Source organism: Gillisia lutea, assembly GCF_021568705.1.
Classification (GTDB): Bacteria; Bacteroidota; Bacteroidia; order Flavobacteriales; family Flavobacteriaceae; genus Gillisia; species Gillisia lutea.
The window spans coordinates 250,121-274,439 of record NZ_JAKGTH010000007.1; the positions used below are offsets into that span (position 1 = coordinate 250,121).

At 36.0% G+C, this 24,319-nt stretch carries 26 protein-coding genes; 12 read left to right on the forward strand and 14 right to left on the reverse strand.

Going from position 1 to position 24,319, the window contains the following annotated elements; all coding sequences use genetic code 11:
• Nucleotides 1-115 precede the first annotated feature (115 nt).
• Nucleotides 116-781 carry an NUDIX hydrolase gene (locus tag L1I30_RS05475; RefSeq protein ID WP_373314920.1) on the forward strand — a complete coding sequence of 222 codons (666 nt, stop codon included), beginning with the start codon at nucleotides 116-118 and terminating at the stop codon, nucleotides 779-781.
• A 39-nt stretch (nucleotides 782-820) separates the two neighbouring features.
• Here L1I30_RS05475 and L1I30_RS05480 read toward each other — a convergent pair whose 3' ends face one another.
• A complete protein-coding gene (locus L1I30_RS05480; RefSeq protein WP_236133259.1) occupies nucleotides 821-982 on the reverse strand; it encodes a hypothetical protein in 162 nt (53 codons plus the stop codon).
• Nucleotides 983-1,297: 315 nt separating this feature from the next.
• Between L1I30_RS05480 and serA the strand changes: the two genes are divergently transcribed.
• Both serA and L1I30_RS05490 read left to right on the forward strand, forming a co-directional pair.
• Nucleotides 1,298-3,190 (forward strand): phosphoglycerate dehydrogenase, encoded by a 1,893-nt coding sequence (gene serA, locus L1I30_RS05485; protein ID WP_236133260.1) that lies wholly within the window; start codon nucleotides 1,298-1,300, stop codon nucleotides 3,188-3,190.
• Between the two features lie 124 nt (nucleotides 3,191-3,314).
• Nucleotides 3,315-4,151, forward strand: coding sequence for an alpha/beta hydrolase (locus L1I30_RS05490; RefSeq protein ID WP_236133261.1), 837 nt, complete (start codon nucleotides 3,315-3,317; stop codon nucleotides 4,149-4,151).
• A gap of 13 nt (nucleotides 4,152-4,164) precedes the next feature.
• On the opposite strand, the gene L1I30_RS05495 is transcribed toward L1I30_RS05490, so the two are convergent.
• From L1I30_RS05495 to L1I30_RS05525, 7 genes are all read right to left on the reverse strand, one after another.
• Entirely contained in the window at nucleotides 4,165-5,514 is a 1,350-nt protein-coding gene (locus tag L1I30_RS05495; protein WP_236133262.1) for an OprD family outer membrane porin, read from the reverse strand.
• Nucleotides 5,511-6,542: a c-type cytochrome gene (locus L1I30_RS05500; RefSeq protein WP_236133263.1), complete on the reverse strand. Its 1,032-nt coding sequence runs from the start codon at nucleotides 6,540-6,542 to the stop codon at nucleotides 5,511-5,513. The genes L1I30_RS05495 and L1I30_RS05500 overlap by 4 nt, the downstream gene beginning before the upstream one ends.
• A 209-nt stretch (nucleotides 6,543-6,751) precedes the next feature.
• Nucleotides 6,752-7,159: a hypothetical protein gene (locus L1I30_RS05505; protein ID WP_236133264.1), complete on the reverse strand. Its 408-nt coding sequence runs from the start codon at nucleotides 7,157-7,159 to the stop codon at nucleotides 6,752-6,754.
• A gap of 12 nt (nucleotides 7,160-7,171) precedes the next feature.
• Entirely contained in the window at nucleotides 7,172-8,023 is an 852-nt protein-coding gene (locus tag L1I30_RS05510; RefSeq protein WP_236133265.1) for a universal stress protein, read from the reverse strand.
• A gap of 118 nt (nucleotides 8,024-8,141) precedes the next feature.
• Nucleotides 8,142-8,963: a universal stress protein gene (locus L1I30_RS05515; protein ID WP_236133266.1), complete on the reverse strand. Its 822-nt coding sequence runs from the start codon at nucleotides 8,961-8,963 to the stop codon at nucleotides 8,142-8,144.
• Between the two features lie 75 nt (nucleotides 8,964-9,038).
• Complete coding sequence (locus tag L1I30_RS05520) at nucleotides 9,039-10,097, reverse strand: response regulator (RefSeq protein WP_236133267.1); 1,059 nt, start codon at nucleotides 10,095-10,097, stop codon at nucleotides 9,039-9,041.
• Between the two features lie 11 nt (nucleotides 10,098-10,108).
• On the reverse strand, nucleotides 10,109-11,983 hold the full coding sequence (locus tag L1I30_RS05525; RefSeq protein ID WP_262911026.1) for a sensor histidine kinase: 1,875 nt from the start codon (nucleotides 11,981-11,983) through the stop codon (nucleotides 10,109-10,111).
• Nucleotides 11,984-12,138: 155 nt separating this feature from the next.
• Here L1I30_RS05525 and L1I30_RS05535 point away from each other — a divergent pair, with 155 nt between their 5' ends.
• Both L1I30_RS05535 and deoD read left to right on the forward strand, forming a co-directional pair.
• The gene (locus L1I30_RS05535; protein ID WP_236133268.1) at nucleotides 12,139-12,978 is read left to right on the forward strand and encodes an RsiV family protein; all 840 of its coding nucleotides are present in this window, start codon (nucleotides 12,139-12,141) and stop codon (nucleotides 12,976-12,978) included.
• Nucleotides 12,979-13,012: 34 nt separating this feature from the next.
• Complete coding sequence (gene deoD, locus L1I30_RS05540) at nucleotides 13,013-13,714, forward strand: purine-nucleoside phosphorylase (RefSeq protein WP_236133269.1); 702 nt, start codon at nucleotides 13,013-13,015, stop codon at nucleotides 13,712-13,714.
• A 54-nt stretch (nucleotides 13,715-13,768) separates the two neighbouring features.
• On the opposite strand, the gene L1I30_RS05545 is transcribed toward deoD, so the two are convergent.
• Nucleotides 13,769-14,602, reverse strand: coding sequence for a universal stress protein (locus L1I30_RS05545; RefSeq protein WP_236133270.1), 834 nt, complete (start codon nucleotides 14,600-14,602; stop codon nucleotides 13,769-13,771).
• Nucleotides 14,603-14,754: 152 nt separating this feature from the next.
• Here L1I30_RS05545 and L1I30_RS05550 point away from each other — a divergent pair, with 152 nt between their 5' ends.
• From L1I30_RS05550 to L1I30_RS05565, 4 genes are read left to right on the forward strand one after another with little or no spacing between them, the layout of a single operon-like run.
• Nucleotides 14,755-15,177, forward strand: coding sequence for a hypothetical protein (locus L1I30_RS05550; RefSeq protein WP_236133271.1), 423 nt, complete (start codon nucleotides 14,755-14,757; stop codon nucleotides 15,175-15,177).
• 58 nt (nucleotides 15,178-15,235) lie between these two features.
• Nucleotides 15,236-16,276 (forward strand): glycoside hydrolase family 130 protein, encoded by a 1,041-nt coding sequence (locus tag L1I30_RS05555; protein WP_236133272.1) that lies wholly within the window; start codon nucleotides 15,236-15,238, stop codon nucleotides 16,274-16,276.
• 1 nt (nucleotide 16,277) lies between these two features.
• Nucleotides 16,278-18,560, forward strand: a complete 2,283-nt coding sequence (locus L1I30_RS05560) for a glycosyltransferase (RefSeq protein ID WP_236133273.1) — start codon at nucleotides 16,278-16,280, stop codon at nucleotides 18,558-18,560.
• 2 nt (nucleotides 18,561-18,562) lie between these two features.
• Nucleotides 18,563-19,012, forward strand: a complete 450-nt coding sequence (locus tag L1I30_RS05565) for a DUF2267 domain-containing protein (RefSeq protein ID WP_236133274.1) — start codon at nucleotides 18,563-18,565, stop codon at nucleotides 19,010-19,012.
• Between the two features lie 53 nt (nucleotides 19,013-19,065).
• On the opposite strand, the gene L1I30_RS05570 is transcribed toward L1I30_RS05565, so the two are convergent.
• From L1I30_RS05570 to L1I30_RS05585, 4 genes are read right to left on the reverse strand one after another with little or no spacing between them, the layout of a single operon-like run.
• Nucleotides 19,066-19,701, reverse strand: a complete 636-nt coding sequence (locus L1I30_RS05570; protein WP_236133275.1) for a hypothetical protein — start codon at nucleotides 19,699-19,701, stop codon at nucleotides 19,066-19,068.
• Between the two features lie 24 nt (nucleotides 19,702-19,725).
• Complete coding sequence (locus L1I30_RS05575) at nucleotides 19,726-20,235, reverse strand: hypothetical protein (protein ID WP_236133276.1); 510 nt, start codon at nucleotides 20,233-20,235, stop codon at nucleotides 19,726-19,728.
• Between the two features lie 47 nt (nucleotides 20,236-20,282).
• Nucleotides 20,283-20,648 carry an arsenate reductase family protein gene (locus L1I30_RS05580; protein WP_236133277.1) on the reverse strand — a complete coding sequence of 122 codons (366 nt, stop codon included), beginning with the start codon at nucleotides 20,646-20,648 and terminating at the stop codon, nucleotides 20,283-20,285.
• Nucleotides 20,649-20,694: 46 nt separating this feature from the next.
• Entirely contained in the window at nucleotides 20,695-21,141 is a 447-nt protein-coding gene (locus tag L1I30_RS05585) for a hypothetical protein (RefSeq protein ID WP_236133278.1), read from the reverse strand.
• Nucleotides 21,142-21,378: 237 nt separating this feature from the next.
• Between L1I30_RS05585 and L1I30_RS05590 the strand changes: the two genes are divergently transcribed.
• From L1I30_RS05590 to L1I30_RS05600, 3 genes are read left to right on the forward strand one after another with little or no spacing between them, the layout of a single operon-like run.
• Nucleotides 21,379-22,539 carry a hypothetical protein gene (locus L1I30_RS05590; RefSeq protein ID WP_236133279.1) on the forward strand — a complete coding sequence of 387 codons (1,161 nt, stop codon included), beginning with the start codon at nucleotides 21,379-21,381 and terminating at the stop codon, nucleotides 22,537-22,539.
• Nucleotides 22,540-22,564: 25 nt separating this feature from the next.
• On the forward strand, nucleotides 22,565-23,215 hold the full coding sequence (locus tag L1I30_RS05595; protein WP_236133280.1) for a dienelactone hydrolase family protein: 651 nt from the start codon (nucleotides 22,565-22,567) through the stop codon (nucleotides 23,213-23,215).
• Between the two features lie 7 nt (nucleotides 23,216-23,222).
• Entirely contained in the window at nucleotides 23,223-23,855 is a 633-nt protein-coding gene (locus L1I30_RS05600) for a phosphoribosyltransferase (protein WP_236133281.1), read from the forward strand.
• 99 nt (nucleotides 23,856-23,954) lie between these two features.
• Here the strand turns inward: L1I30_RS05600 and L1I30_RS05605 are convergent, their stop codons facing one another.
• Nucleotides 23,955-24,164, reverse strand: a complete 210-nt coding sequence (locus tag L1I30_RS05605; RefSeq protein WP_236133282.1) for a dodecin family protein — start codon at nucleotides 24,162-24,164, stop codon at nucleotides 23,955-23,957.
• Nucleotides 24,165-24,319 lie beyond the last annotated feature (155 nt).

Sequence of the window (24,319 nt, forward strand, 5' to 3'; positions counted from 1 at the left end):
TTTCTATTTAATTTAAAATTTTTAATATTGCATGCCCGATAAGCCATCAAATGTGAAAAAAGAAGTGAAAAAAGTTTTTGAGAAGGAATCTGGAAAGATCGTAGAGCATACTGTGATGAATTCCATAACTATAGATTGTGTAGTATTTGGTTTTGATAAAGGAAGTTTGGAGGTGCTGTTAGTTGAACATGCTGAAGGGATAAGTAAAGGTAAATGGGCTCTGCCAGGTGGTTGGATAAAGGAAGATGAACACATAGATGGAGCTGCCCAAAGATTACTAAGAGAGTTAACGGGTTTAAATAATATCTACTTAGAACAGTTAAAAGCCTTTGGAGATCCCAATCGTTTCCCGTTGGGGCGAGTTATAACCATAGGCTACTATGCTTTGGTGAAACGTGAAGATTACAATGTGAAAGCCGGCTTTACGGCTTCTGATGCAAAGTGGTTCAAGATCAAAGATGTTCCCGATCTAATTTATGACCATAACGATATCTTCGCTTTTAGTTTAAAAAATTTGCGAAATAAGGTACGCCAAGCTCCCATTGGATTTAATTTATTGCCTGAGAAATTTACTTTATTACAACTCATGCAATTATATGAAGAGATCTTAAATGTGGAAATGGATAAGCCAAACTTCAGGCGTAAATTCCTAAAAATGAAACTTTTGGTAGATATAAATGAAAAGCAAAAGGATGTTTCGCACAGGGCCGCAAAATTATATAATTTTGATTCTGAGATTTACAAGAAGTTAACCGATAAAGGATTTAATTTTGAATTTTAAACTAGTGAGAATTGATAAGTCAGTATCTATTTATTAAGCTTATTCCGGTTTCTTTTCTTCCTCTTTTGCCCTTAATAAAATAGCTTTTATTTTTTCTTTGTTAGCTTCTTTCTCTTTGCGTATTTTATCTTTTTTACGTTTTAAAAGCTTGGTATGCTTGGCCTTATTAGCACTATTTTTTTGTACTCCTTTTTTTGCCATTTTTCGATTAATTAATAGTCAGCATTGGTTCCTTAAAATCTTTAGAATTAATTTCACAAATATATTCCTTTTTAATTTCCTTTAGTTTCACCTTATAATCGAATGCCATGTTAGCTAAATTCAATTTTGTTAAAAATTTACAGCTTAAAATATGTTTTTAGTAAAATAAAGCGTTTTAAATATCATTATCACAATAGATGTTCTCTCTATTTCGTTTTCGATAATCGGTGATATTTTGTACGTTCTAAACCTTATATTTTGTAGTAAAAATCTTAGTTTTAGATTCTCATTTAATACGATGATTTTATAAATACTATGGACATTAACAGACATTACGTAATTGATTTTGACAGCACCTTTACAAAGGTGGAAGCACTGGATGTTTTGGGAGAGATTTCTTTGGCAGAAGACTCCAATCGAGATGAAAAATTGAAAGAACTAAAATCTCTCACTGACAGAGGGATGGAGGGCGGACTTTCATTTCGGGATTCGTTACGTTTGCGTCTGGATTTACTGAATGCTAAAAAAAGACATTTAGAGCCCTTGATAGATTCTTTAAAGAACAAGATATCTACCTCCTTCGTACGGAATGAAGTTTTTTTACAGGAAAATAAAGATAATATCTATATTATTTCAAATGGGTTTCGTGAGTTCATTGTCCCGATAGTGCAGGAACTTGGAATTAAAGCAGAGAATGTGTTTGCTAATAATTTCGAATTTGATGAGCAGGATAATATCATAGGCTTCGATAAGAATAACGTACTTTCTTCTAATAATGGAAAGGTAGAACAATTAAAATCTTTAGACCTTAAGGGTGATGTGTATGTAATTGGCGATGGTTATACAGATTATGAGATAAAAGCTTCAGGTCTGGCCAATAAATTTTACGCTTTTACTGAAAATGTAGAGCGTGATAGTGTTACCGAAAAGGCAGATCATGTTACTCCGAGTTTAGATGAATTCTTATACATGCATAAAATGAACAAAGCTATTTCTTATCCAAAAAATAGAATTAAAGTGCTCTTGCTTGAAAATATTCATCCCGATGCCCTTAATATCTTAAAGAACGAAGGATATAATGTTACTACCCATTCTGGAGCTATGGATGAGGAGGAACTTGCCGAAAAGATCAAGGATGTTTCTGTATTGGGTATTCGATCAAAAACTCAGCTCACAAAAAAAGTACTCGATAATGCGCAGCGCTTAATTGCGGTGGGAGCGTTTTGTATAGGTACTAATCAAATAGACCTCGAGGAATGTCTTAAAAAAGGGGTGGCGGTATTCAATGCGCCATATAGCAATACACGTTCTGTAGTAGAACTTGCAATAGGTGAAATAATACTGCTTATGCGTAATTTACCCGATAAGATTTCTAAGATGCATGAAGGCAACTGGGATAAATCGGCCACGGGGAGTTACGAGATTAGAGGGAAGAAATTAGGAATAGTGGGGTATGGTAACATTGGTTCGCAACTCTCCATACTTGCTGAAGCTATTGGCTTCGATGTGTATTACTACGATCTTGTAGAAAAACTTGCTTTGGGTAATGCAACCAAATGTGGCAGTTTACAGGAACTTCTAGGAAAAGTTGATATTGTGAGTTTGCATGTGGATGGTCGCAGAGAAAATAAGAATTTAATAGGCGAAAGAGAATTCAATCAAATGAAGGATGGGGTTGTCTTTCTTAATTTGAGTAGGGGACATGTGGTAGATATCGAGGCGCTTCAAAAGAATATTCAGTGTGGAAAAGTTAGAGGAGCCGGAATAGATGTTTTTCCGGAAGAGCCTAAAACCAACAAAGAAACATTTCAGTCTTCCTTACGAAATTTACCAAACTTGATTCTTACCCCACACATAGGTGGAAGTACTGAAGAAGCGCAGGTAAATATCGGGAATTTTGTACCAGGGAAGATCATCGAATATATCAATACCGGGAGTACTACAAATTCGGTTAACTTCCCTAATTTACAATTGCCAATTCTTGAAAATGCGCACAGGCTTATTCATATTCATTTAAATAAACCTGGTATTATAGCCCATATAAACAGAATCTTGGCGGCGCATGACATCAATATCGTAGGCCAACATTTAAAGACCAACGAGACGATTGGATATGTGATTACCGATATTGATAAAGCATATAATTCAGAAATGATCAAAGAATTAAAGGGGATTGAGAACACTATAAAATTTAGAGTCTTATATTAAAATAAGACTGAGTATTAAAAAGGATATCCGAGAGATTAGGGTATCCTTTTTTTTTTGAAGTTGTTTCTTAATATTTATATAGGTTTTTTGTAAAAATCTCATTTCATGTATCTTAGTTGTAAAAATGGGAAAAAAGTTTTTTTACATTTTTGTTATTATCAGTGTACTTTTAAGTAGTTGTGCTGTAAAAAAATATAAGGATATCCCTTATCTCGAAAATCCTAATTCCTCTAAAGAGCAACCTACATTAAATATCTTTTCTCCCAAAGATCCCGATAATAAGAAGTCATCGGTCCTGCTATTTGTGCATGGAGGAAATTGGAACAGTGGTAGCAAGAATTGGTACAATTTTTTTGGAAGGAATTTTGCCCGAAAGGGGATTACCTGTGTGATAATTGATTATACATTGAGTCCCAATGCCAGTTATGAAGAGATGACCCAAGAGGTAGCTGATGCTATAAAATGGACCAAGAGAAATATTGAAAATTATAATAAGAAAGCTGAAACACTATTTGTAACGGGACATTCTGCCGGAGCCCATCTAGTGAGTTTGGCAATTGTGAATCCAAAATATGGAATTGCTCCCAATACTGTAGCAGGAATTATTTTGAACGATGCCGGGGCCTTAGATATGTATAAGTATTTGCAGAAGAATCCGCCCACCAGTAATGAAAATTATCTCGACACCTGGAGTGCCGATCCTAAAAATTGGAAACAGGCGTCACCTATCTATTTTCTAAATGAAGATACTCCACCCATAATGATGTATGTTGGAAAAAAGACCTATCCTGCAATAAAACAAGGGAATATGGATTTTTTATGGGAACTTCAGAAGTATCAGCCCGAGGCCAGTATTCAACGAGTAAATAAAAAACATATTCCTATGATCACCCAATACTTATGGCCTTGGAATAAACGTTATGATGAGATTATAGAGTTTATGGATAGCAATACAGAATAAAAATTTAAGCTTCTTAGAAATAATAGTTTAAGATGAAATCCACATGAAACAGGTCTACTTTGTTTATAATGAAATTGGGATTATCTGGAATATCTCCATTAGAAAATTTACTTACCAATAATAATTCGGGTTTCAAATTCTTCAATTTTGTTGAATTGAAGAAAAGGTCTAAGTTGATTTGTTTGTAATCTGGAAAAGCATATTTATTATCTTCAGGGTTCAAGACCGATGCTTTCCAATGATGTCCTACACTTAAAATAGATTTTAGATTAGAGGTTTTTCCCAAAACAACCGTTTTATCTATATACATTACAAGTGCATGATTATTGGCAGAACCTTCACTGCGCTCTCTCTTTTGAAAGCTAAACAGGAATTCCCTTCCCCATTCCCGGGGAAAAAGAAAGCGTCCATTACTAAAAATTCGATTGTAAGAGAGGGAAACAGTAGCTATTGGAAATTCCTGTTGTAATTTAATACCCAGGATATCGGCGGTCGAGTTGGAAAAATATCTTAAAGAATCTATTTTATTACCGCCATCTCCCACTCGGTTTTGATGTAACCATTCTAGCTCAAGTTTTGAGGATCGGGTAATATTATAAGCAGGTTTTATATAAAAGGTGTTGGATATATTATGAGTAAAATAATTCCACATTTCTGCCTTAATAGATTTTGAAAATGAAACATTAGTATTGGCAATTGCCATATAGTTGCTATGAGTGTTCCCAGCATAGCCACTATTGCTTTCATCAGGATTACGGCCTACGGCATAGGTTCCTATACTTTCTCCAAGCTTATAAAATTCACCTGTAGACCTAGGGGCAATTTCATTTATAATTCCTGCTTGTAATTTTATATCCTTATTTTCAGCATTCTTGTACCAAACTCCTTGTACTAAGGTGGGAATCATTCTTCCGTCCTGTCCGTTTACGAAAGGCGAATTTAATTTCATTCTTCCCAGATTGATCTCCTGTTTACGAAATTTATAGTTTACATATAATTCACCTAATAAGAATAGAAATTTATGATCAAGATTGGTTCTATCAAAAAGTCCTTCTTCATATCGGCTTAATTTATTTGTAGCTGCATCTGCAATTTCCAGATCTTGAATACCCAAATTGATAGAGGTGTACCCGGCAATGCCGAAGCTGAGATTTTTGTTGAGAGCAAATTCATATTTTATATTTCCTCCCGTGGCCAAAGCAGTGAAATCTTTTAAATTGCCGTTGTTTGCCGTATTCATAAAATAGGTTCTCCATGCTCCGGAGAGATCGTGCTTCTTTAACGTATCTGTATCATTTTGGCTATAAGAAACTTGAGAGGAACATATAAAAAGGAAGGAGTAAAGAAGTTGCTTTAAACTCATTTGGTTTTGGTTAGGTCGTATTTTTCTTTGTAAAATTCGATGATTGGTTGATATGGACCAAATTTATGTTGGCTTTCACTAAAATCATCAGCCCAAGGGCCGTAAGGCGTAGAAACAGGTTTAAGCTTAAGGTCGGGATAATCCTTTTCCGTCCCGGGTTTGATAGGTCGGCTAAAGCTATTTATGTATCCCGCCAAATGATAAGCTTCCTCATCGGTTAGTTTAGGGTTTTCTCTGGTGGCTTGTCCAAATGGCATATTTCCCTTTATAAATTCTGCCGCAGTAATTACTCTATGCATTCCTGCTCCATGATTATAACTGTCTTCTCCCCACAAAGGAGGATATTGATAACCTTTGGTGGTATCGGCAAGTCGTACTCCCTGTCCATTTTCCCCGTGACATACCTGGCATTCTATGGTATATAAAGATCTCCCTTTTTCAAGATCTACTGCTATTTCCGGAATTTTAATCGGTGGGAAACCTTTAAATTCTGCTTCTCTTTCTTCAGGTACGTCTTCGCTTAGCCATTCCATATAGGCTACAATGGCTTTCATGGCATCCGATTCCTTTGGAAGTTTTTTTCCATTCATACTCCGTTCCATACAGCCATTTATCCTATCTTCTATACTTCCTTCTTTATTAGATCTTCCTGAAAATTGTGGAAATCTATTGGTTACACCTACCCAGGATGCAGAACCCGGTTTAGTACCATTTTCGAGATGACAGTTAACACAGGCTAAATTGTTTCCTGTTAAATGCATAGCAGGATCGGTGGCAGTGGGTCCCATATATTCAGGGGATTGTGCCACTAACCTGTAACCATATTCCACCTCTTTGGTCATAGATTTATTTTCTAAAGCGGCTTCAATATCTTTGGGCATCCACTGTGCAGCAGCAATTTCTTCTTTTTTAAATAAAGAGGGGTTATTGTTATATATAAACAATGCGATAAAGAGAATAACAAAAAATGCCAGACTTAAACTAAATAAGTAAAAGAGAGCTTTTATCAATTGTTTAAAAGTGTTCATATCGCTAAGTACTAAGTATAGGCTTTGGGAAGACTCCTGTTATACATGTAAAACAAGGCTCTTCATTTACTTAAAAGAGTATATTTTAAGAGTTAGTTAGAAAAGCTTTCCTGCAAACTTAAGACGAGCGAGTTGAATTTATTGTAACAATTGTTACAATAAGAAGTATATAAAATTGAATGTCCTTCCTCTCGATAAAAGGTTGGTAGTTACATATTATAATAATTCTTCACCAAAGCTTTGAACTGATTTTGAGTCATACTATCGGCTTTAAGAACATCTTTCACTTTATCGTATACATCTTTATAGTGAGTTTTGAGTTCGGTTTCCAGTTTTTGTGGCATTTCTGCAGGGCCATATATCACTATCTTCCCAGCCTCACTTATATGCGGGATCACTGTATCAAGATAATTTTTAAGATCATGTTTTTCGGTTTCCAGCACCTTTTTATCTTTTATAATTTCATTGGGCCCCTGTTTATCTTTATCTCTAAAAGCTTTAATAACGTCTTGCGATTCTACATCATGTAGTACGGTCTCAAAATGCTCATTTCCCTCACCGTCCAGTGAGAGGATATGTGCATTACGCTTATCTATCCAAATTCCAACTTTTTTCATAATATCTGATTTTTAATTTTTAAGATCGTGTAATACCAAAACAGGGATGTGCGAGTTATACCCCAAGACTTTTACCATAGGTCTGGTGAAAATGCTTCCAAAAAAGGCATGTTTTTTATTGATGAAAACTATCATATCACTTTCTCTTTTTTGAACAAACTCATGCAAGCCTTCTATAACATCTTCGTGATCCATCCAATGAAAAGTGAAGATCACATCTTCCAGACATTCTTCCAGTAAGTATTTATTGTTAATCTGACGTTCACTGAGCGCATTTTCTTTATTTATATGAAAGATCCTAATTGGTGCCTTGGTTATTTTGACGATCTCCACCAAAAAGTTGAGTTCGCGCTTTTTAAAGGGAGTTTTATAACTGGTAGGAAAAACGACCTCATTTAATTTTTTATAGGTAACGTCACCGGGAATCATGAGAACGGGAGAGTTCCTAACTTTTTCCATCACCGAAACTGTAATACTGCCATAAATGGTGTTTTTGGAATCGGTTTCCCCTTTGGTCCCCATTACCACCAATTCTATATCTTTCTCGTCTACCACCTCTTTTATAGCTTCTACCGGAGAGTTGTATTGAGAGACAGCAGTAAAAATGTGCTTATAATCTTTATTTTCCTCATTTAGCTTATCTACCATTATTTTCAAGAATCTTTCCGACTTCTCTTGGGCTATGTCGTAAAACTTTTCCCCGGGTTCGGGTATTAACATACTATCTGTAGTGAAATATGTAGTGGTAAATGCATTTAAAACATAAAATTGGCATTCTACATTCTTGTACAAAGCAGTAGCATATTTTATAGCATTCCATGCATTGTCAGAAAAATCTGTTGGCAATAAAATTTTCTTTTTCATTACAGTATTTTTTAAGTTCTACAACATGAAGTTAGATGCTATAAAAATTAAAAACTATGATAATTATCAATTTCCCGGTATTGCCTTTGTAAACGCTTTCAGCTAATAGTAAAAAATACTATTCATGAAGTACCAGCATTGGAATTTCACTATGGTAGCTTGCCGATGCCACCGTAGGCGTGAAAAATAAACATTGGAAGAAGTTGAGGTTCTTGGCGTACATGGTAATAAGGTCTATGTTATCAGACACTACAAAAGAGCCTATTGCAGTAGGGGTTTTATCATTAAGGTCGTGGAAACTTATTTTTTTCTTTTCGATGGATGTCTTTAATAAGCTTTTATTTTCTTTCTGAAAATTTGTTAATTCTCGTTCTGTTTTTCTAAGGTGTACTATTCGAAGCCTGGCATTATGAAGATCTATGGTTTCACAAATAGTGCTTATAACTCTATTATTAAATGCACTATTATAATCGGTGGGAAAGGCGGCATTTCTTATTTTTTTATATTTTGCTTTTTCGGGGATTACCAAAACCGGACATTTAACTTTAGTTATTACATCGATGGTATTTCGACCTACTGAAACATCTTTGGCGCCCGAATTTCCCTTGGTCCCCATGACAATAAGATCTATTTTTTTTTCAAAAACATGTTTTCGTATGGCATCAATTAGAAGATTGCGTTCTTCAAAATAGAGGAAATTATGTTTTGGAAAACTTGGTAAAACGGTGTTTTGACATAATTGCACCGTTTGTTTTTTGGACATACGTATGGTATTCAACTGTTCTATATCTTTTAATAGCTCCCCTTTTATAGTGTTTTCTGGGGGAAGTACATGAAGTATATGGAATTTACAGTTTACATTTTTGAAAAAAGACATAGAATACATTAGTGAATTCCAGGAGTTTTTCGAAAAATCTGTAGGTACTAGAATATTTTTCATTTAAAATACATTGTAATAATACAAATGTATTTGGGTGATACTTTTTAAATAATGATAAAAATCAGTTTTAGGGTATCATTCTATAGAGCGAAGTTTATTAACGTTCAAAATTTTAATGGTACACCCCTCGGTTTTAACTATACCCTCTTTTTTGAAACCAGATAAAGTTCTAATTAAACTCTCGGTTGCAATTCCTGCCTCACTGGCAAGATCCTTTCTGGAGATCTTTATGGTTTCTTCCACACCTTTATTGAGTGTTTCAGCAAAATGAAGTATTGTTTGTGCCGTTTTCTTTCTTACAGAACTATAGGCCATTTGCAATAGCTGGACCTTTACTTCAGAAATATTGGTGGCCAGAATATTTATTAATTCCAACGATACATGTTGATTTTTACTAAGCACCTCCATTACATCCTGTTTCAAGATCCCGGCTAGCTGTACCTTTGTTACCGCAGTGGCCGATTCCTGATAGGGCAGTGTATCTATAAAGGAGGTAAAGCCTAAAAAATCATCGGCTTTATGGAGTTCGGTGATTAGTTCTTTGCCATTTTCGTCCATTTTATGGCATTTTACAACACCTTTAATTATTAGGAAGATCTTATTGGAGTGCTCTCCATCCTTATAAATGAGTTCACCCTTTTTATAATCATATAGCTCGCCATGATCGTAGAAGTGATTTTTAAGCTCATCGATGTTTTTTAGTAGTAAGGTCTCTTTATTATAGCCACTTCCATGAGGGTGTTGCGAAAATGATTGTGTGATAATATCTGATTTCGCCAGTCTACTTTTAATTGCAATTAGCAATTCCTCTTCCTCAAATGGTTTGGTGAGATAATCATCGGCTCCCAAATTCATTCCCTTCCTGATCTCAGAATGCTCGGTTTTGGCAGATAAGAAGATAAATGGAATTCTATTCGTGTCGTCATTTTGTGTTAAGGTCTCTAACACTCCGTACCCGTCTACTTCTGGCATCATTATATCGCATATAATAAGGTCGGGGATCGCACTTTTGGCCTTTTCTATTCCCGTAATTCCGTTGGAAGCGGTAAGAACCTTGTAGTTTTCAAGTTCCAACAATTCTGCGATGTTCTCCCGCAACGCAGTGTCATCTTCAATAATTAGAATTGTCTTCATAATTAAAAATTTTAAACAGGAAATTTAATAGTAAAGGTGCTCCCCTCATTTTCTGCACTTACAAAGGAGATTTCACCACCTAAATTCTCCAAATGACTTTTCACAATATTCAATCCAATGCCGGTGCCTTGGTTAAGCAATGCGTTCTCGGCTCTAAAATAACGATTGAAAATATGCTTTTGTTCTTCGGCGGGAATGCCCATTCCCTGGTCTTTTACTTCAATATAAAGTTCTTTTTCTTTCTTAACGACATTAATATCTATGGTAGTATCTTCCGGGGAGTATTTTATTGCGTTGCTGGTAAGATTGGTTAATATAAGTTCTAATATCTTTTCATCAAAGTCGATAAAAATATCATCTATATTGGCGGGGTAATTTATTCTTTGACCATTTTTAAGCAGCATGTTGGCGTCGTAGATAACTTCATTTATCACCTTGCTTATGGGGAAATTGTTGAATTTATAATTTACTTTTCCGCTCTCAAGCCTTTCTACGGAAAGAAAATCATTTAAAATATTATTCAAATATTTCACCTTATTTTTTATGGTGTTATAATGTTTTTCCCTTTTTTCCTGTTGCTCTGTATGTATATATCTTCCAGCTAGGGTAGTAGAGGTTAATATTCCGCTAAGCGGGGTTTTGAATTCGTGAGATACCAGGGAAAGAAATTTGGTTTTCAAATCGTTCAACTCCTTTTCTTTGTTAAGAGCTTCGGTGAGCTGAAGGGTTCTTTCCTTTACCTTCTTTTCAAGCTCTTCGGTATATTCTTTTCGTTCGGTGATATCCAAAATAATAGCCACCAGCATTTCTCTGTCTCCAATGGTGGATAGTTGCAAGTGTACTTCGACCGGGTAGGAAGTACCATCTTTTCGGGTATGTGTAGTCTCAAACTGAAGTTTTTCAACTTCATTATTGGTTAAAGGTTTTATGGCTTCTCTAAAACTAGCTTCTGTGAAATTGGGTTTTATATCTAATGGAGTCATTTTCTTAAGCTCTTCCAACGTGTAGCCTATATTTTTTTGAGCTCCATAATTTACGTTGATAAATTTTAGGCTGTGGGCATCAAAAACATAAATCTCATTTAAAGATTCATCAAATATTTGAAACCAGTGGTTGAGCTCTTCTTCGGCTTCTTTACGTTTAGTAACGTCTAATTGAATACCAATATAATGACTAACAGTTCCATTAGCGTCCTTAATAGGGGTAATATGCAGGTCGTTCCAGAACAAACTACCATCTTTTCTATAGTTACGCAGCACCACATGGCAACTTTTACCTTCTCTTACCGCTTTTCGCATGAGTGCAACACTTTTCTGATCTCTGTCATCAGCCTGTAAAAAACGGCAATTCTGGTTTAATATCTCTTCCTCATTATACCCGGTGAGTTCCTGAAAAGCAGGATTAAAATAAATTATAGGATTGTCTTTTTGTCGTGCATCGGTAATAATAATGCCATTAGTGGTAGATTGTAAGGCCTCACTCTTTATTTTATAGCTCCTTTCATTCTCCTTACGCTCAGAGATGTCGGTTACTAGAGCCATCACCAATTTGTTCCCATATATTTCGAAAGGATTGAGTCCTGCTTCAACCGGAAACTGGGTACCATTTTTTTTAATTCCGAAGAGATCCCGGCCATGACCCATTTGCCTCTTTCCACTATTGTGCATGAAGGTTTCAATATGTTTTTTATGAGCCTGATGGTATTGCGCAGGGATTAAAGTATTAAGATGTTTTCCTACCAATTCCCCGGGTTCATAACCAAACATGGCATTGGCAGAACCGTTGGCCTCCACAATCTTTTGTTTTTCGTTGACAACAATAATTCCTTCTGAAACTGCTTCAGAAAGTAGTTTGAAAATATTACTGTTCTTTTCGAAAACTTTCATCCATCTAAAATAGTGATTTCCAATGGTTTTATCTAATCAATTTCTTGCCAGAAATGCAGGAAGTTTCTTATACATATTTTCTTTGTTCTAATGAGCATTATCATATTTTATTCATTCAAATCCCCATAGTTTTATAGGCTTTCAAAAGGATTGTAATGAAAAGTTTTATATCTATTTTATTTGTGATTGTGCTGGCGGGTTGTAAGCGTGATAAAGCCGAGCCAAATGATGTCCGGGTTATTTTGAATGAAGATAGCCTGGAAATTTTAACCGACAGTTTTCCTGCTCTGGAAACCCCTCTTGATTTTAAGAAAGAACAGTCTTTCCTATTAAAAAGAGAAGAGCTTTTAAAGAAGGAGGATGATGCCGTAAAAATGCAGGGTTTGATTTCTTCCAGAGCACTGTATAGAGAGGATAAGAATATTATTCTCGATTTTAAATATCCTTATTTAAATGAAAGCCTTAAACCTGCCTATGAAAATTTCAATAATTATATAAAATCTGAATTGTTAAACGTGAAAGAAAGAGATTCTCTTCCAAGTAAGCTTCCCGAAAAGCGAACCATGAATTATAAAATCTATAATGTCAACGATGAGGTGGTGAGCATGCTTTTTTACCAGGAGAATTTCTATAAAGGAATCTTGCATCCAACCTATAGTTTCAGAAGCCTGAATTTTAATCTTACTACAGGCGGTTTTTTAGATTATGAAGATGTGTTTATTACAGGTTCCGAAGAAGAACTAAGAGAGATCATCAACAAATATTTTACTGAAAAAATCGCGTCTGGAGATATCTATTACGACTGCTGGCAGATCTCCAGAAATGATTTTTATAACTTCAAGAATAATTTTGTGCTGGATAACACCTCTATAGAATTCTATTTTGATGACTATATTATTTGCCCATCTTATACCGGCACCTATTCCATTAAAATACCTTTTGAAATGCTGCGTCCTGTATTAAAGAAATATTATATGGACCAAATATTAAGATAGAATAAACTTTTTAAGATAAAATAAAAATATAATTATGAGTATACATTTAGAAGCTAAACCAGGAGAGATCGCCGAATCTGTTCTACTGCCGGGAGATCCTTTACGTGCAAAATGGATTGCCGAGAATTTTTTAGAAGATGCGGTTTGTTATAACGATGTTCGCGCTATGCTTGGGTACACCGGCACTTTTAAAGGAAAGCGTATTTCGGTACAGGGCACCGGTATGGGAATTCCTTCAGCTTTAATTTATTGTCATGAACTTATAAACGATTACGGAGTTAAGAGTTTAATTCGCGTTGGAACAACCGGATCCTACCAGCCAGATGTTAAATTAAGAGATATTGTAATTGCTATGTCTGCTTCCTCAACATCGGGGATCAATAATTCCAGATTTATCAATGCCGATTATGCACCTACTGCAAATTTTGAGCTTTTCATGAAAGCGGTTTCTTATGCCAAAGAGCATCAAATCCCTATAAAAGCCGGGAATGTTCTTTCTTCTGATGAATTTTATGAGGATGATTTTGAAAGTTATAAGAAGTGGGCAGAATTTGGAGTACTATGCGTAGAGATGGAAGCTGCTGGCCTATACACCATAGCAGCAAAATTTAATGTGAAAGCTTTGGCTATTCTTACGGTATCAGATTCTTTAGTAACAAAAGAAAAAACCTCAGCATCAGAGCGGGAAAGTACTTTTGGAAAAATGATGGAAATTGCTCTAAACACGTTAGCATAATAAATTTAGCCTGCTTATAAAAAGCAGGCTATAACTAATCTGATGGTTTAATAGCTACATTTTAAAAGTAATTATAGGAAGATCGGTATGGTTTACAATGGCTTCTCCTACATTTAAAGAGAAGAAATGGGCAAGTCCTCTTCGGCCATGGGTTGGAAGCGCAATAACATCGGCATTATAACTATTGCTAAAGCTGTAAATTCCGTCTTCCAGCGTATAGTCGTTATAGTGCACAATATTTTGAAAAAGTTCGACATCATAGATTTCTGCCTCATTCATAAATTTATTGGCCTGGGCTTCCATTTCCTGAGTGCTCATAAATTTTTCAGGAAGATTTACAAATAGCAATTGCACCTCACTTCCAAAGGAATTAAAGAAATCTAATGCTTTTTTAAAGGGTGCTATCAGGTCTAAATTAAAATCGCAGGCAAAAACTACTTTTTCCATCTTGAAATTAGGGTTTCGATGTTTTACTACCAAGACCGGAACTCGGGAGGTTCGCACCACCTTCTCGGTATTAGAACCTACAAAAACTTCTTTTAAGCCGCTGCTGCCGTGGGAACCCATAACAATCAGGTCTACCCCAAGTTCTTCTGCTACCTGGTCCAGTTCACTAAATATCTTATAATTCTGTACGGTATCTGTAACCTTTAGGCCTTTGAGGTATTCTTTGTCTAAGAATTCTCTAAACCTGGTTTCGGTAAGTTTTAGGTGATAAATAGCTTCAAAAACCTTTCTGCTTTCTTCTATTTTTAAACTGGTGTCGGTTAACCCCATCATGTGTAGCACAACTATCTCTGCATCTTTTTCTCGGGCAATTTGAGCTGCTATTTCTAAAGCATATTCAGAATAGTTAGAGAAATCTACGGGAACTAAAATTTTTTTCATGACGAGGTGGTTTAAATTAATGCTTACGGTTAATTATTATACTTCCAAAAGTAGGAGGCTGTTAAAAATTTAAATATGACATATGTCATATGATGGCAGCTTTTTGAAAATTACATTTATGTGAGATTTAAGGAACTTAAAATCAAATTATTATGAAACATTTTAAAGCACTTTTAACTATGATGCTGTTGGTGTCATTTATCTCCTGTAACCAACCGCAAAGGATGGATCATATATTAGGCGACGTCGAATTAAGGGCATCCCTATTTGAAAAGATCATTGAGGATAAAGATCTAATGTCGGAATTCATATTTGATGTTAGACAGAATGAAGAAGCCATGGCTTTGCTAAGAAAAGACCCAAAATTAATGGAAGATCTTATGCAGAAAAATGGGATGAAACAATTCATGAAAAACAGGCCCATGTTCAGAAATATGATGGGCATGATGGCTAAAGATACTACCGCTATGAAGAATATGATGAGTATTATGATAGAACAGGGGATAATGACCGATGAAGGTATGCAGAACTGTATGCAAATGATGCGGCAACGAAAAATGCAGAATAGCAAATAGAAATATTGGATAGAAAACCTTCTTAAAACTGAGGAATGGAACTTTAAAACTGTAAGAGATGTCTGAAAATATTGTGAAGCACGGCATAATACTGGAAAGAACCGATAACAGTTTTGAGAATGAAGGGGTTTTTAATCCGGCAGTAATAAAAGTAGGAGATGAGGTCCATTTGTTTTATAGGGCTGTAAGAGAGGGAAATTTTTCCACTATTGGATATTGTCTGATGTACGGGCCACTTAATGTGGTGCAGCGTAATAAAACCCCGGTTTTCTATCCGGAAAAAAGCTATGAGTTCAAGGGCACAGAAGACCCGAGAATTACTCAGATTGAAGACACTTTTTACCTTAGCTATACCGCCTTCGATGGGGTAAATGTATTTGGTGCCTATGCCACTTCCACAGATCTAAAAAAATTTGAAAGACAAGGAGTTATCACTCCTAAATTCACATTTGATGAGTATTCCAAATTGATAAGAGAGAACTTTGAAAAGATAAGTGAAAAGCATCTGTTGTTCTACGATCTGTTTGTAAGGTATAAATTGGGGGAGATGATGAAAGGCATCCCCTATGTATGGGATAAGAATCTGGTATTCTTCCCAAAAAAGATTAAAGGCAAAATTGCAGCTTTACATAGGTTATACCCTTCTATACAGGTATTCTATTTCAATAAAAAGGAAGAGTTAACACCTGAATTTTGGAAGGAGTATGTGCTTAATTTAAGTGATTTTATAGTGCTATTGCCTAAATATAGTTTTGAATGCAGTCACATTGGTGCAGGATGCCCTCCTATTGAAACTGAAGAGGGGTGGATAATAATATACCATACTGCCGAAAACACTAAAGAGGGACTTATTTATCATGCCTCTGCAGCTCTATTAGATAAGGAAGATCCCACCAAAGTATTGGGCCGCCTAAAAGAACCGCTCTTTTCTCCAACCTTCTCTTGGGAAAAGGAAGGAATAGTAAATAATGTAGTATTCCCTACCGGTACCGCACAGTTTGGGGAAGATCTATATATCTATTATGGAGCTGCAGATTGCAGGATTGCGGTGGCTTCCATTAAATTAAAAACATTGTTGAATGAATTAAAGAATGAATGATATGAAAAGGCCTGCTTTAAGATCTAAGATATTATATATTTCGAGTTTTCCACCGGTAGCCTGCGGGATTGCAACCTACACCACCGATCTTATACGGGCTATTTCAGGGAAATTCAATCAAACTTTTATATGTGAGAGATGCGAGCTTAATGATGGTGGGCAAGCCTCGCAGAGTGCATATAGCCTCAATCCCAAAATTAAGGCAGATTATGTCCGGTTAGCCGCGCAGGTGAACCGGGATAATAGTATCAATATTATTCATATTCAACATGAATTTGGATTGTTTGGGGGTACTAATGGAAATTACTTATTAGAATTTTTAAGCAGAGTGAATAAGCCTATACTCTTCACATTTCATACAGTGCTTCCTAACCCAAATGAGGAATTAAAAAAGCTGGTTCAAACTCTCGCTGCTTTTGCTTCCGGTATTTTTGTGATGACACAACAATCGGTTAAGATCCTCATGGAAGAATATGCTATAAACCAGGAGCTTTTAACATGCATTCCTCATGGGACACATCTTGTAAAATGGAATGAAAAAACAACGATTAAACGTAGCCTGGGTTTTGGAAATAGGATGTTGCTTTCCACCTTCGGACTTTTAGGTGAAGGGAAGAGTATTGAAACAGGTTTAAAGGCCATGCCTAAAATAATAGCTCAGTTTCCCAATGTGCTGTATTTAGTTATAGGAAAAACACATCCTAATAATATAAGGAATAATAAAGATGAATACAGAGAATACTTATTACGCCTTGTGGAAGAACTTTCTATAGAGGATCATGTAATCTTTATAGATAAGTATTTGGCTCTCCCTGAACTGCTGAAATTACTGCAAGCAACCGACATCTATTTGTTTACTTCAAAAGATCCAAACCAGGCGGTAAGCGGTACTTTTTCGTATGCCATGAGCTGTGGCTGTAGCATTATAGCAACTTCAATACCTCATACTCGTGAAATATTAAATAAAGAACTTGGAGTTCTAGTAGAGATCGAAGATTTCCAGGCAATTGCAAATGCAACTATAAAACTCTTGTTTAACACCTCGCAAAGAGAACGAATGAGTATTAATGCATTTCAAAAGACCAGAGAATCGGCATGGGAAAACTCGGCCATTAAACATGTGAAAATATATAATAAACATGTTTACCTCTCTGGAAATCTTACTTACGATTATCCAGCGGTAAAAATGGATCACCTGAAGAAAATGACAACTTCCAGAGGAGTTATTCAGTTTTCTAACATATGTATTCCCGATATTACTTCGGGTTATACGTTAGACGATAATGCCCGAGCACTCATTACCTTTTGCATGCATTATGAGTTATACAGAAGTGAAGAAGACCTGAAGTATATAGACATTTATTTGAATTTTATTGAGCGCTGCCAAACCAAACAGGGCAATTTTGTGAATTATATAGATCTTCACGATGAAGTACATATTAAAAATGGCTATGTAAATCTTGAAGATTCTAATACCCGAGCACTATGGGCACTTGGAGTTACTATTTCAATCATGGATATTCTGCCTATAGCTATTCAAAACAGGGCATTAAAATGTTTTGAGAGCTGCCGCAGTTGGTTGCCTGGTATAATGTCTCCAAGGGCTATTGGGTTTACAATAAAGGGATTGTATTTTTATCAAAAATCTCAACCGGAAAGATATATTAAAGAAGAAATTGAAGCTTTAGCTAAAAATTTGATAACCCAATATGATCTGGTTAAGGAAAAAGACTGGAAATGGTTTGAAGAATATATGACCTATGCTAACAGCATTTTACCAGAAGCTATGCTATACGCTTATCTGGCAACCGGAAAGGAGAGTTACAAAACAGTGGCTTTAGAATCTTTCGATTTCTTATTATCAAAAATGTTTGTTGACGCACAGTTTAGAGTGATTTCAAACCAGGGCTGGCATCAAAAGGATGTAGAAGCCAAGAGATTTGGAGAGCAACCTATTGATGTTTCCTATACTATTCAAAGCCTGGAAATATTTTATAAAACCTTTGGCATTCCCACCTATAAGATCATGATGGAAAAAGCCTTCGACTGGTTTCTAGGGGAAAATCATCTCCAACAAATTATATACAATCCGCTTACAGGCGGTTGCAATGACGGTCTGGAGAAAGAAAATGTCAACCTTAATCAGGGAGCCGAATCTACTATTTGTTATCTAATGGCCAGGCTTATTATGGAACGCAATAAAAATCACAATGTATTAGAAGAAATAGGGAGGTTTAATGGTAGGATCTCAAGAATACTAAGAACTCAACATATAAAATTATAATTATGGCTCTTAATTTTAAACAATATTCGGCCGAGGGTAATCGCTTTTTAAAGGAATATGCCAAGAAGTTGGAAATACCCGATGATAGAGATAAGGCAGGTAGAATTTTAACCGCTATTTTCCATGGGTTGCGAGAAATAATTACTGTAGAAGAATCCCTGCAATTTATTGCCCAGCTTCCAATGTTCTTAAAGGCGGTATATGTGAATGGGTGGTCTACAAAAATGAAAAAGTATAAGATCAAAAATATGCCGCAATTCATAGATCTGGTTAGGACCTTAGATGGAACCACATCGGTATACGATTTTGAATCGGATGAAAATGCAGAACAATATATTCATGCCACTTTTCACTTTTTACGAAGTTATGTGTCCCGGGGAGAATTAGAAGATATTAGGGATGAACTGCCCAAACGCTTGAAAGATATGATCTACAATCATATATTCTATTAACTAATAACCTGCATTTTTAAGGAAATGCAGGTTATGTTTTGTTATACCTTTTTTTATAGAGCTTTGGAGATCACTCCGTCGGTTTCCAATTTCTTTATTATGGCCTGCACATAATCTTTTACTGAGTTTGAAATATTTTCAGGATTCACAATATTAAAGGCTCCAACCCAAACAAGGGATTTATCGTCATCCTGCTCTAGGGTATAAATGGAAGTTTCTACATGGTACACCTTATATTCATTGTAATAAGCAGGGTTGTAATAAATATCCTGATATCTGTAATAGTACCTTCCAAACCTAGTCCATCTATAACCTACCGTATAATATCCGGGATCGTAATTCCTTTCTTCCTGTACCCCTTTAACAGCGGTTAATACAATGGCATCAAAACCTTTTTTGCTTAAGCCGGATATCATCTCATTAATTTCCTGTTCACTTTTTTCTGAACCTGTAAAAGAGGCATCTATTACCGTGGAACCTTCATAGGTATTAATGTTACGTTTTAGAAATTCCTTTTTCAAATGCTCTTCGAAAATTTTCCTGGCGGTAAGGTTTTGAGTTATCCCTAATACCAGCATTTTTTGGGGTTTAAAGGCAGGCATTTCTTCATTTTTCCAGCTATCTACAAATTGTGTAGAAGAGCAAGAAGCTAGAAAAAACAGACTTAAAATTAGTAGGATCTTTTTCATGACGTTTAATTTTTTAGTTAAATACTAGGGAAGTTTACCTTGAATTTTTTCAAGCTTCAGTTTTATCTTTTCAACCACTATGGGTGCATCCTCCAATCTGGATTCACCGGTAATGGCATCTATTCCTTTCATCTTAGAATCGCCCTGCCCCGATGTAGTTACAACAACAAGTTTGGTAGTTTCTGCTATCTCAACAAAATCGGCAACCGCTTTAGGAGGCTTTCTATTCTCCCAGGTATGTATTATCACAATAGCATTATAAGATTCTGGCTGGGTGCCCTTTAAAGAGGAAATATCTATTACCTTAATGAATACACTATCATTTTTCAGTTTTTTTACGAGCTCTATGGTAAGGGCATTCTTAAATTCACTTCCCTGGGTTGCTATTAATATTCTATTTGGAAGCTTAGAGGAGTTTATTTCATATTCCTCGGCTTTCTCCATAGAATATTCTACTGTATACCAAACAAGAAAAATTCCGAAGAAAAGAAACATGAAAAATACAACGGCTTTGAATTTGCTTGATAATCTCATGATATTCAAATTATAATTAGCAAGACCGAAGTTTCATGTATTGAAAATTAGATCTTTATAATGTCGGTTGGAGTCTCCACTAAAATGGCAATGTCTCCCCGTAAAGCAATGGGTTGTTTCATTATCTGGGGCTGATGTTTAATCATTTTTATCCAGTCTTCACTTGAGAATTCGTGATGCTCAAACCGGGAATGATACGAAGGGTGATGTTGATTTATAAGATCTCGTACTTCTAAATTCAGTTTACCCGCAAGTTCTGAAATCTGGGTTCCGGTAAGCGTGGTTTTTAGCAAATTTACTTCCTGAATTGGCAAACCTTCTGCCTTAGCCAGGGCCAATGTTTTTTTAGCCCTTATAGATTCCGGATTAAAGAATAGGGTTATTTGCCTTCTGGATGTTGCTATCTCTCCCATTTTAGTACATTTTATAAGCTGCCTGCTTCAATCTTAATAGGCTGTGTTAGGTTTCCAGTAATTGGATAAGCTTTTCGCTGTCTACGATGTAGGTAGTGATATTGAAAACCTTCTTTCTATTAGCTCTAAAAGCTTTTACAAAATCGGCAATTTCATCCTCTAAATGTTCATGTTCAATTCTGAAAAGACGTGCATTCTCATCGGTACGCTCTATAAGTTTCCCAAGTTTTAAGTGATGAACTGCTACTTTGGTAAGTAGATCTTTGCAGGTTTTTTCAACTTTCTCCAGATTCATTTTAAGGTTTTGCACCATTTTTAAGTTTTCATCTTTTGTTATCCATATAAAATATTTATCTATAAGATGATGTAAAAAACGGGCGTCATCCTGATAAAATTCCAGATCTGACTTCCAATGACTGGTTAATGTGTAGAGTTCACTCCAATTTGCTTCCTGAATAAACTGCCCTTTGGGCCTGGTTCTGTAAACATTCATAATAACAAGTTTAAAAGAAATACTTACTTAGTGAATTAAAATTACATGAGATCCCTTCAAAAAAAAATGACATAAGTCATACAAACTTCAATAATCATCGAAATATCCTCCCGGTTGTCCTCTAACTCCTAAAAAAGCATCGAAAGCCGAGAAATTAGGCTGAGAGTTGATAAATGTCATTATTTATATGCTTCATTCTTAGGTACTTTATATGATGTAAGTAAAAATCAGAGTATTATGAAAAAGTTAGCGATATTACTTTACACCCTATTATGCCCATTTTTAATGATGGCCCAGTTTGAATCTGGCGAGAATGTAGTGATCTCTCAGGAGCAGCAAGACGATATCTATCTGTCTGGAGAATCGGTTACTCTTAATGCTCCTGTTACCGGAGATGTTGTGGCAGCAGCAGGAAACATACAAATTAACGATTCCATTTCTTCCGATCTTACAGCGGCCGGAGGAGAAATTGTGGTTAACGGCATGGTGGGAGATGATTTGCGTGTTGCCGGGGGAACTCTCACCATAGACACAGAAATTGGAGATGATCTCATGATCTTTGGTGGTGAGGTGGAGATTACCAGAAATAGTATTATTCATGGTAATCTCATTTGCTTTGCAGGAGATGTAAGAATGGATGGGAATGTACAGGGAATGGTGAAAATGTACGGTGGGAATATCAAAATGAATGGTACCGTAGCCAAGGATGCTGTAATATATGGAGGGGAGTTAGATCTTAACGGAGAAATACGGGGGAAATCAAAATTAGCAGCAGAGGTGCTAAACATTGGAACTAATGCCAAGTTCTATAATGATGTAGCCTATTGGACAGAAACAGGGGAAGTAGATTTTAAATCGTCTCTGATAAATTCTAAAGCTACATACAGTGAAGACCTGGGAGCAGACAGGCAAGGCTTTTCATGGAAATATTTTGGAGTGACTGCACTTGTGCTTTGGGTGTTATATATGCTTTCAGCATTTTTGGTGATCTTATTTCTCAATATGCTGTTCAAGGCTTTCTTCTCAAGAGTGGCTATACTGTTTAATAGAGATGTGTTAAAAAGCATTGGGATTGGAGCATTATATTTATTGGGGATGCCCCTAATAATCTTCCTGCTAATGGTAAGTGTAATAGGTATCCCAATTGGTTTATTCCTACTTTTCTTATATGTGTTTAGCCTATTCTTCGGGCATTTGGTAGTAGCACTGCTTATTACCCATTTCATGGATCACAGAAAGGGTGGAGGTTGGAGTTTCTGGGCTATAGTTTTTATTGCCCTTGGAGTTGCCGCAGTGCTACAAATTATATTCCTAATTCCAATTATTGGATGGCTTGCATCAATAGTCGCCATTGCACTGGCATACGGATTCATTCTCATCAATATCTCACGAAAATAAAGTTCAGTAATAAATGATTTAAAAGATGACAGCGTTCAAAGAAAAATATCAATCAATTTCTATTGACTTAAAAGATGTGCGTTTACAGGGAAATCTGGTAATTCCTGAAAATAATTTGGGAATTATTATATTCTCCCATGGAAGCGGTAGTAGCAGGAACAGCCCAAGAAATAAATATGTAGGCAGTATATTACAGCAACACGGCTTGGCTACCCTGCTTTTCGACCTGCTAACCGAAGAGGAAGACCAGGTGTATGAAAGGCGCTTTGATATAGACCTCTTAACCAAGAGGTTAATTGAAGTAACCCGGTGGATACAAACCGATCCCAGAACTAAAGATCTTAAAATAGGATATTTCGGCGCCAGCACAGGGGCCGCTTCAGCACTTAGAGCTGCCGGGGTATTGGGCGATAAACTTAGTGCGGTGGTCTCTCGAGGGGGAAGGCCAGACCTGGCTATGCAGGAGTTGCATAAAGTGAAGGCTCCCACCTTATTTCTTGTTGGGGGATGGGACGATTTTGTGATAGATCTTAACAAGTTGGCATATAGTAAATTAGAGTGTGAACGGGAACTTATAATCGTACCCGAGGCTTCCCATTTATTTGAAGAACCGGGAAAACTGGAAAAAGTAGCACACCTCTCTGCCAAATGGTTTATAAAATGGTTTACAACTTAAATGGAGCATGATGTTTAAAGATAGAATAGATGCAGGACTTCAATTAGCACAAGAATTGAAACAATTCAAAGATAAAGATGCCGTGGTATTGGCAATTCCACGAGGAGGTTTACCTTTAGGAGCCATCGTTGCTAGAGAATTAAATGTACCGCTGGATGTGGTGCTCACCAAAAAGATAGGACATCCTACCAATAAGGAATATGCAATTGGTGCAGTAAGTATGGAAAACAGGATATTAGCACCTAGTGAAGGGATTCCTTCCTCTTATATAGAGAGTGAAACCTTACGCATACGAAACCTGCTTAATGAACGCTATAAGCAGTATTACAAGAAAAGTAAACCCCAAGATCTTACAGATAAACTGGTAATTGTTGTTGATGATGGCATTGCTACCGGGAACACTATTTTAGCTACTGTAGCCTTAGTACAAAAGAAATCTCCAAAAGCCATCGTAATTGCAACCCCCGTTGCCCCTGCAGATGCTATACAAAAACTTGAAGACTCTCCATTTGTAAGTGAAGTTATATGCTTACAAACCCCTTATTATTTTAGGGCGATAGGACAATTTTATGATGATTTCGACCCGGTGACCGATAAAGAGGCCATACGTATTCTGGAAGAATTTAGTGTGGAGCCTTAATTTTTAAATAATGAACACATAGCTAGATTTTAAAAAAAGATAATCCCGATAACCTAGATTACCGGGATTACCTCACCCCAAGTTAGCTACCCCAACTAACTAATTGTCGTCTAATATCCCAAAAGATACTTTTGTGTTTACACGATATTCTTTGATCTTATTATTACCTACACAAACTTGCATATCCTGTATGTACACAGATTTAATATTCTTCACGCTTTTAGACACCTCATTGATCACATTTTGAACTGCATCTTCAAAACTAACTGTCGAGTTCCCCAGTATTTCAATAACTTTTAATACAGACATAATCTCTAATTTGAAGGTTAATACTTAGGCGAAGATACTTGAGACCTTAGGTTAAAAAAATGATATAAATCATTTTTCAAAAATTTCTGAATTGGAAACTTGAAAATTTAAAAACACCCTTGTTGAATGCATAGCTGTGCTAAAAATTAGAATTT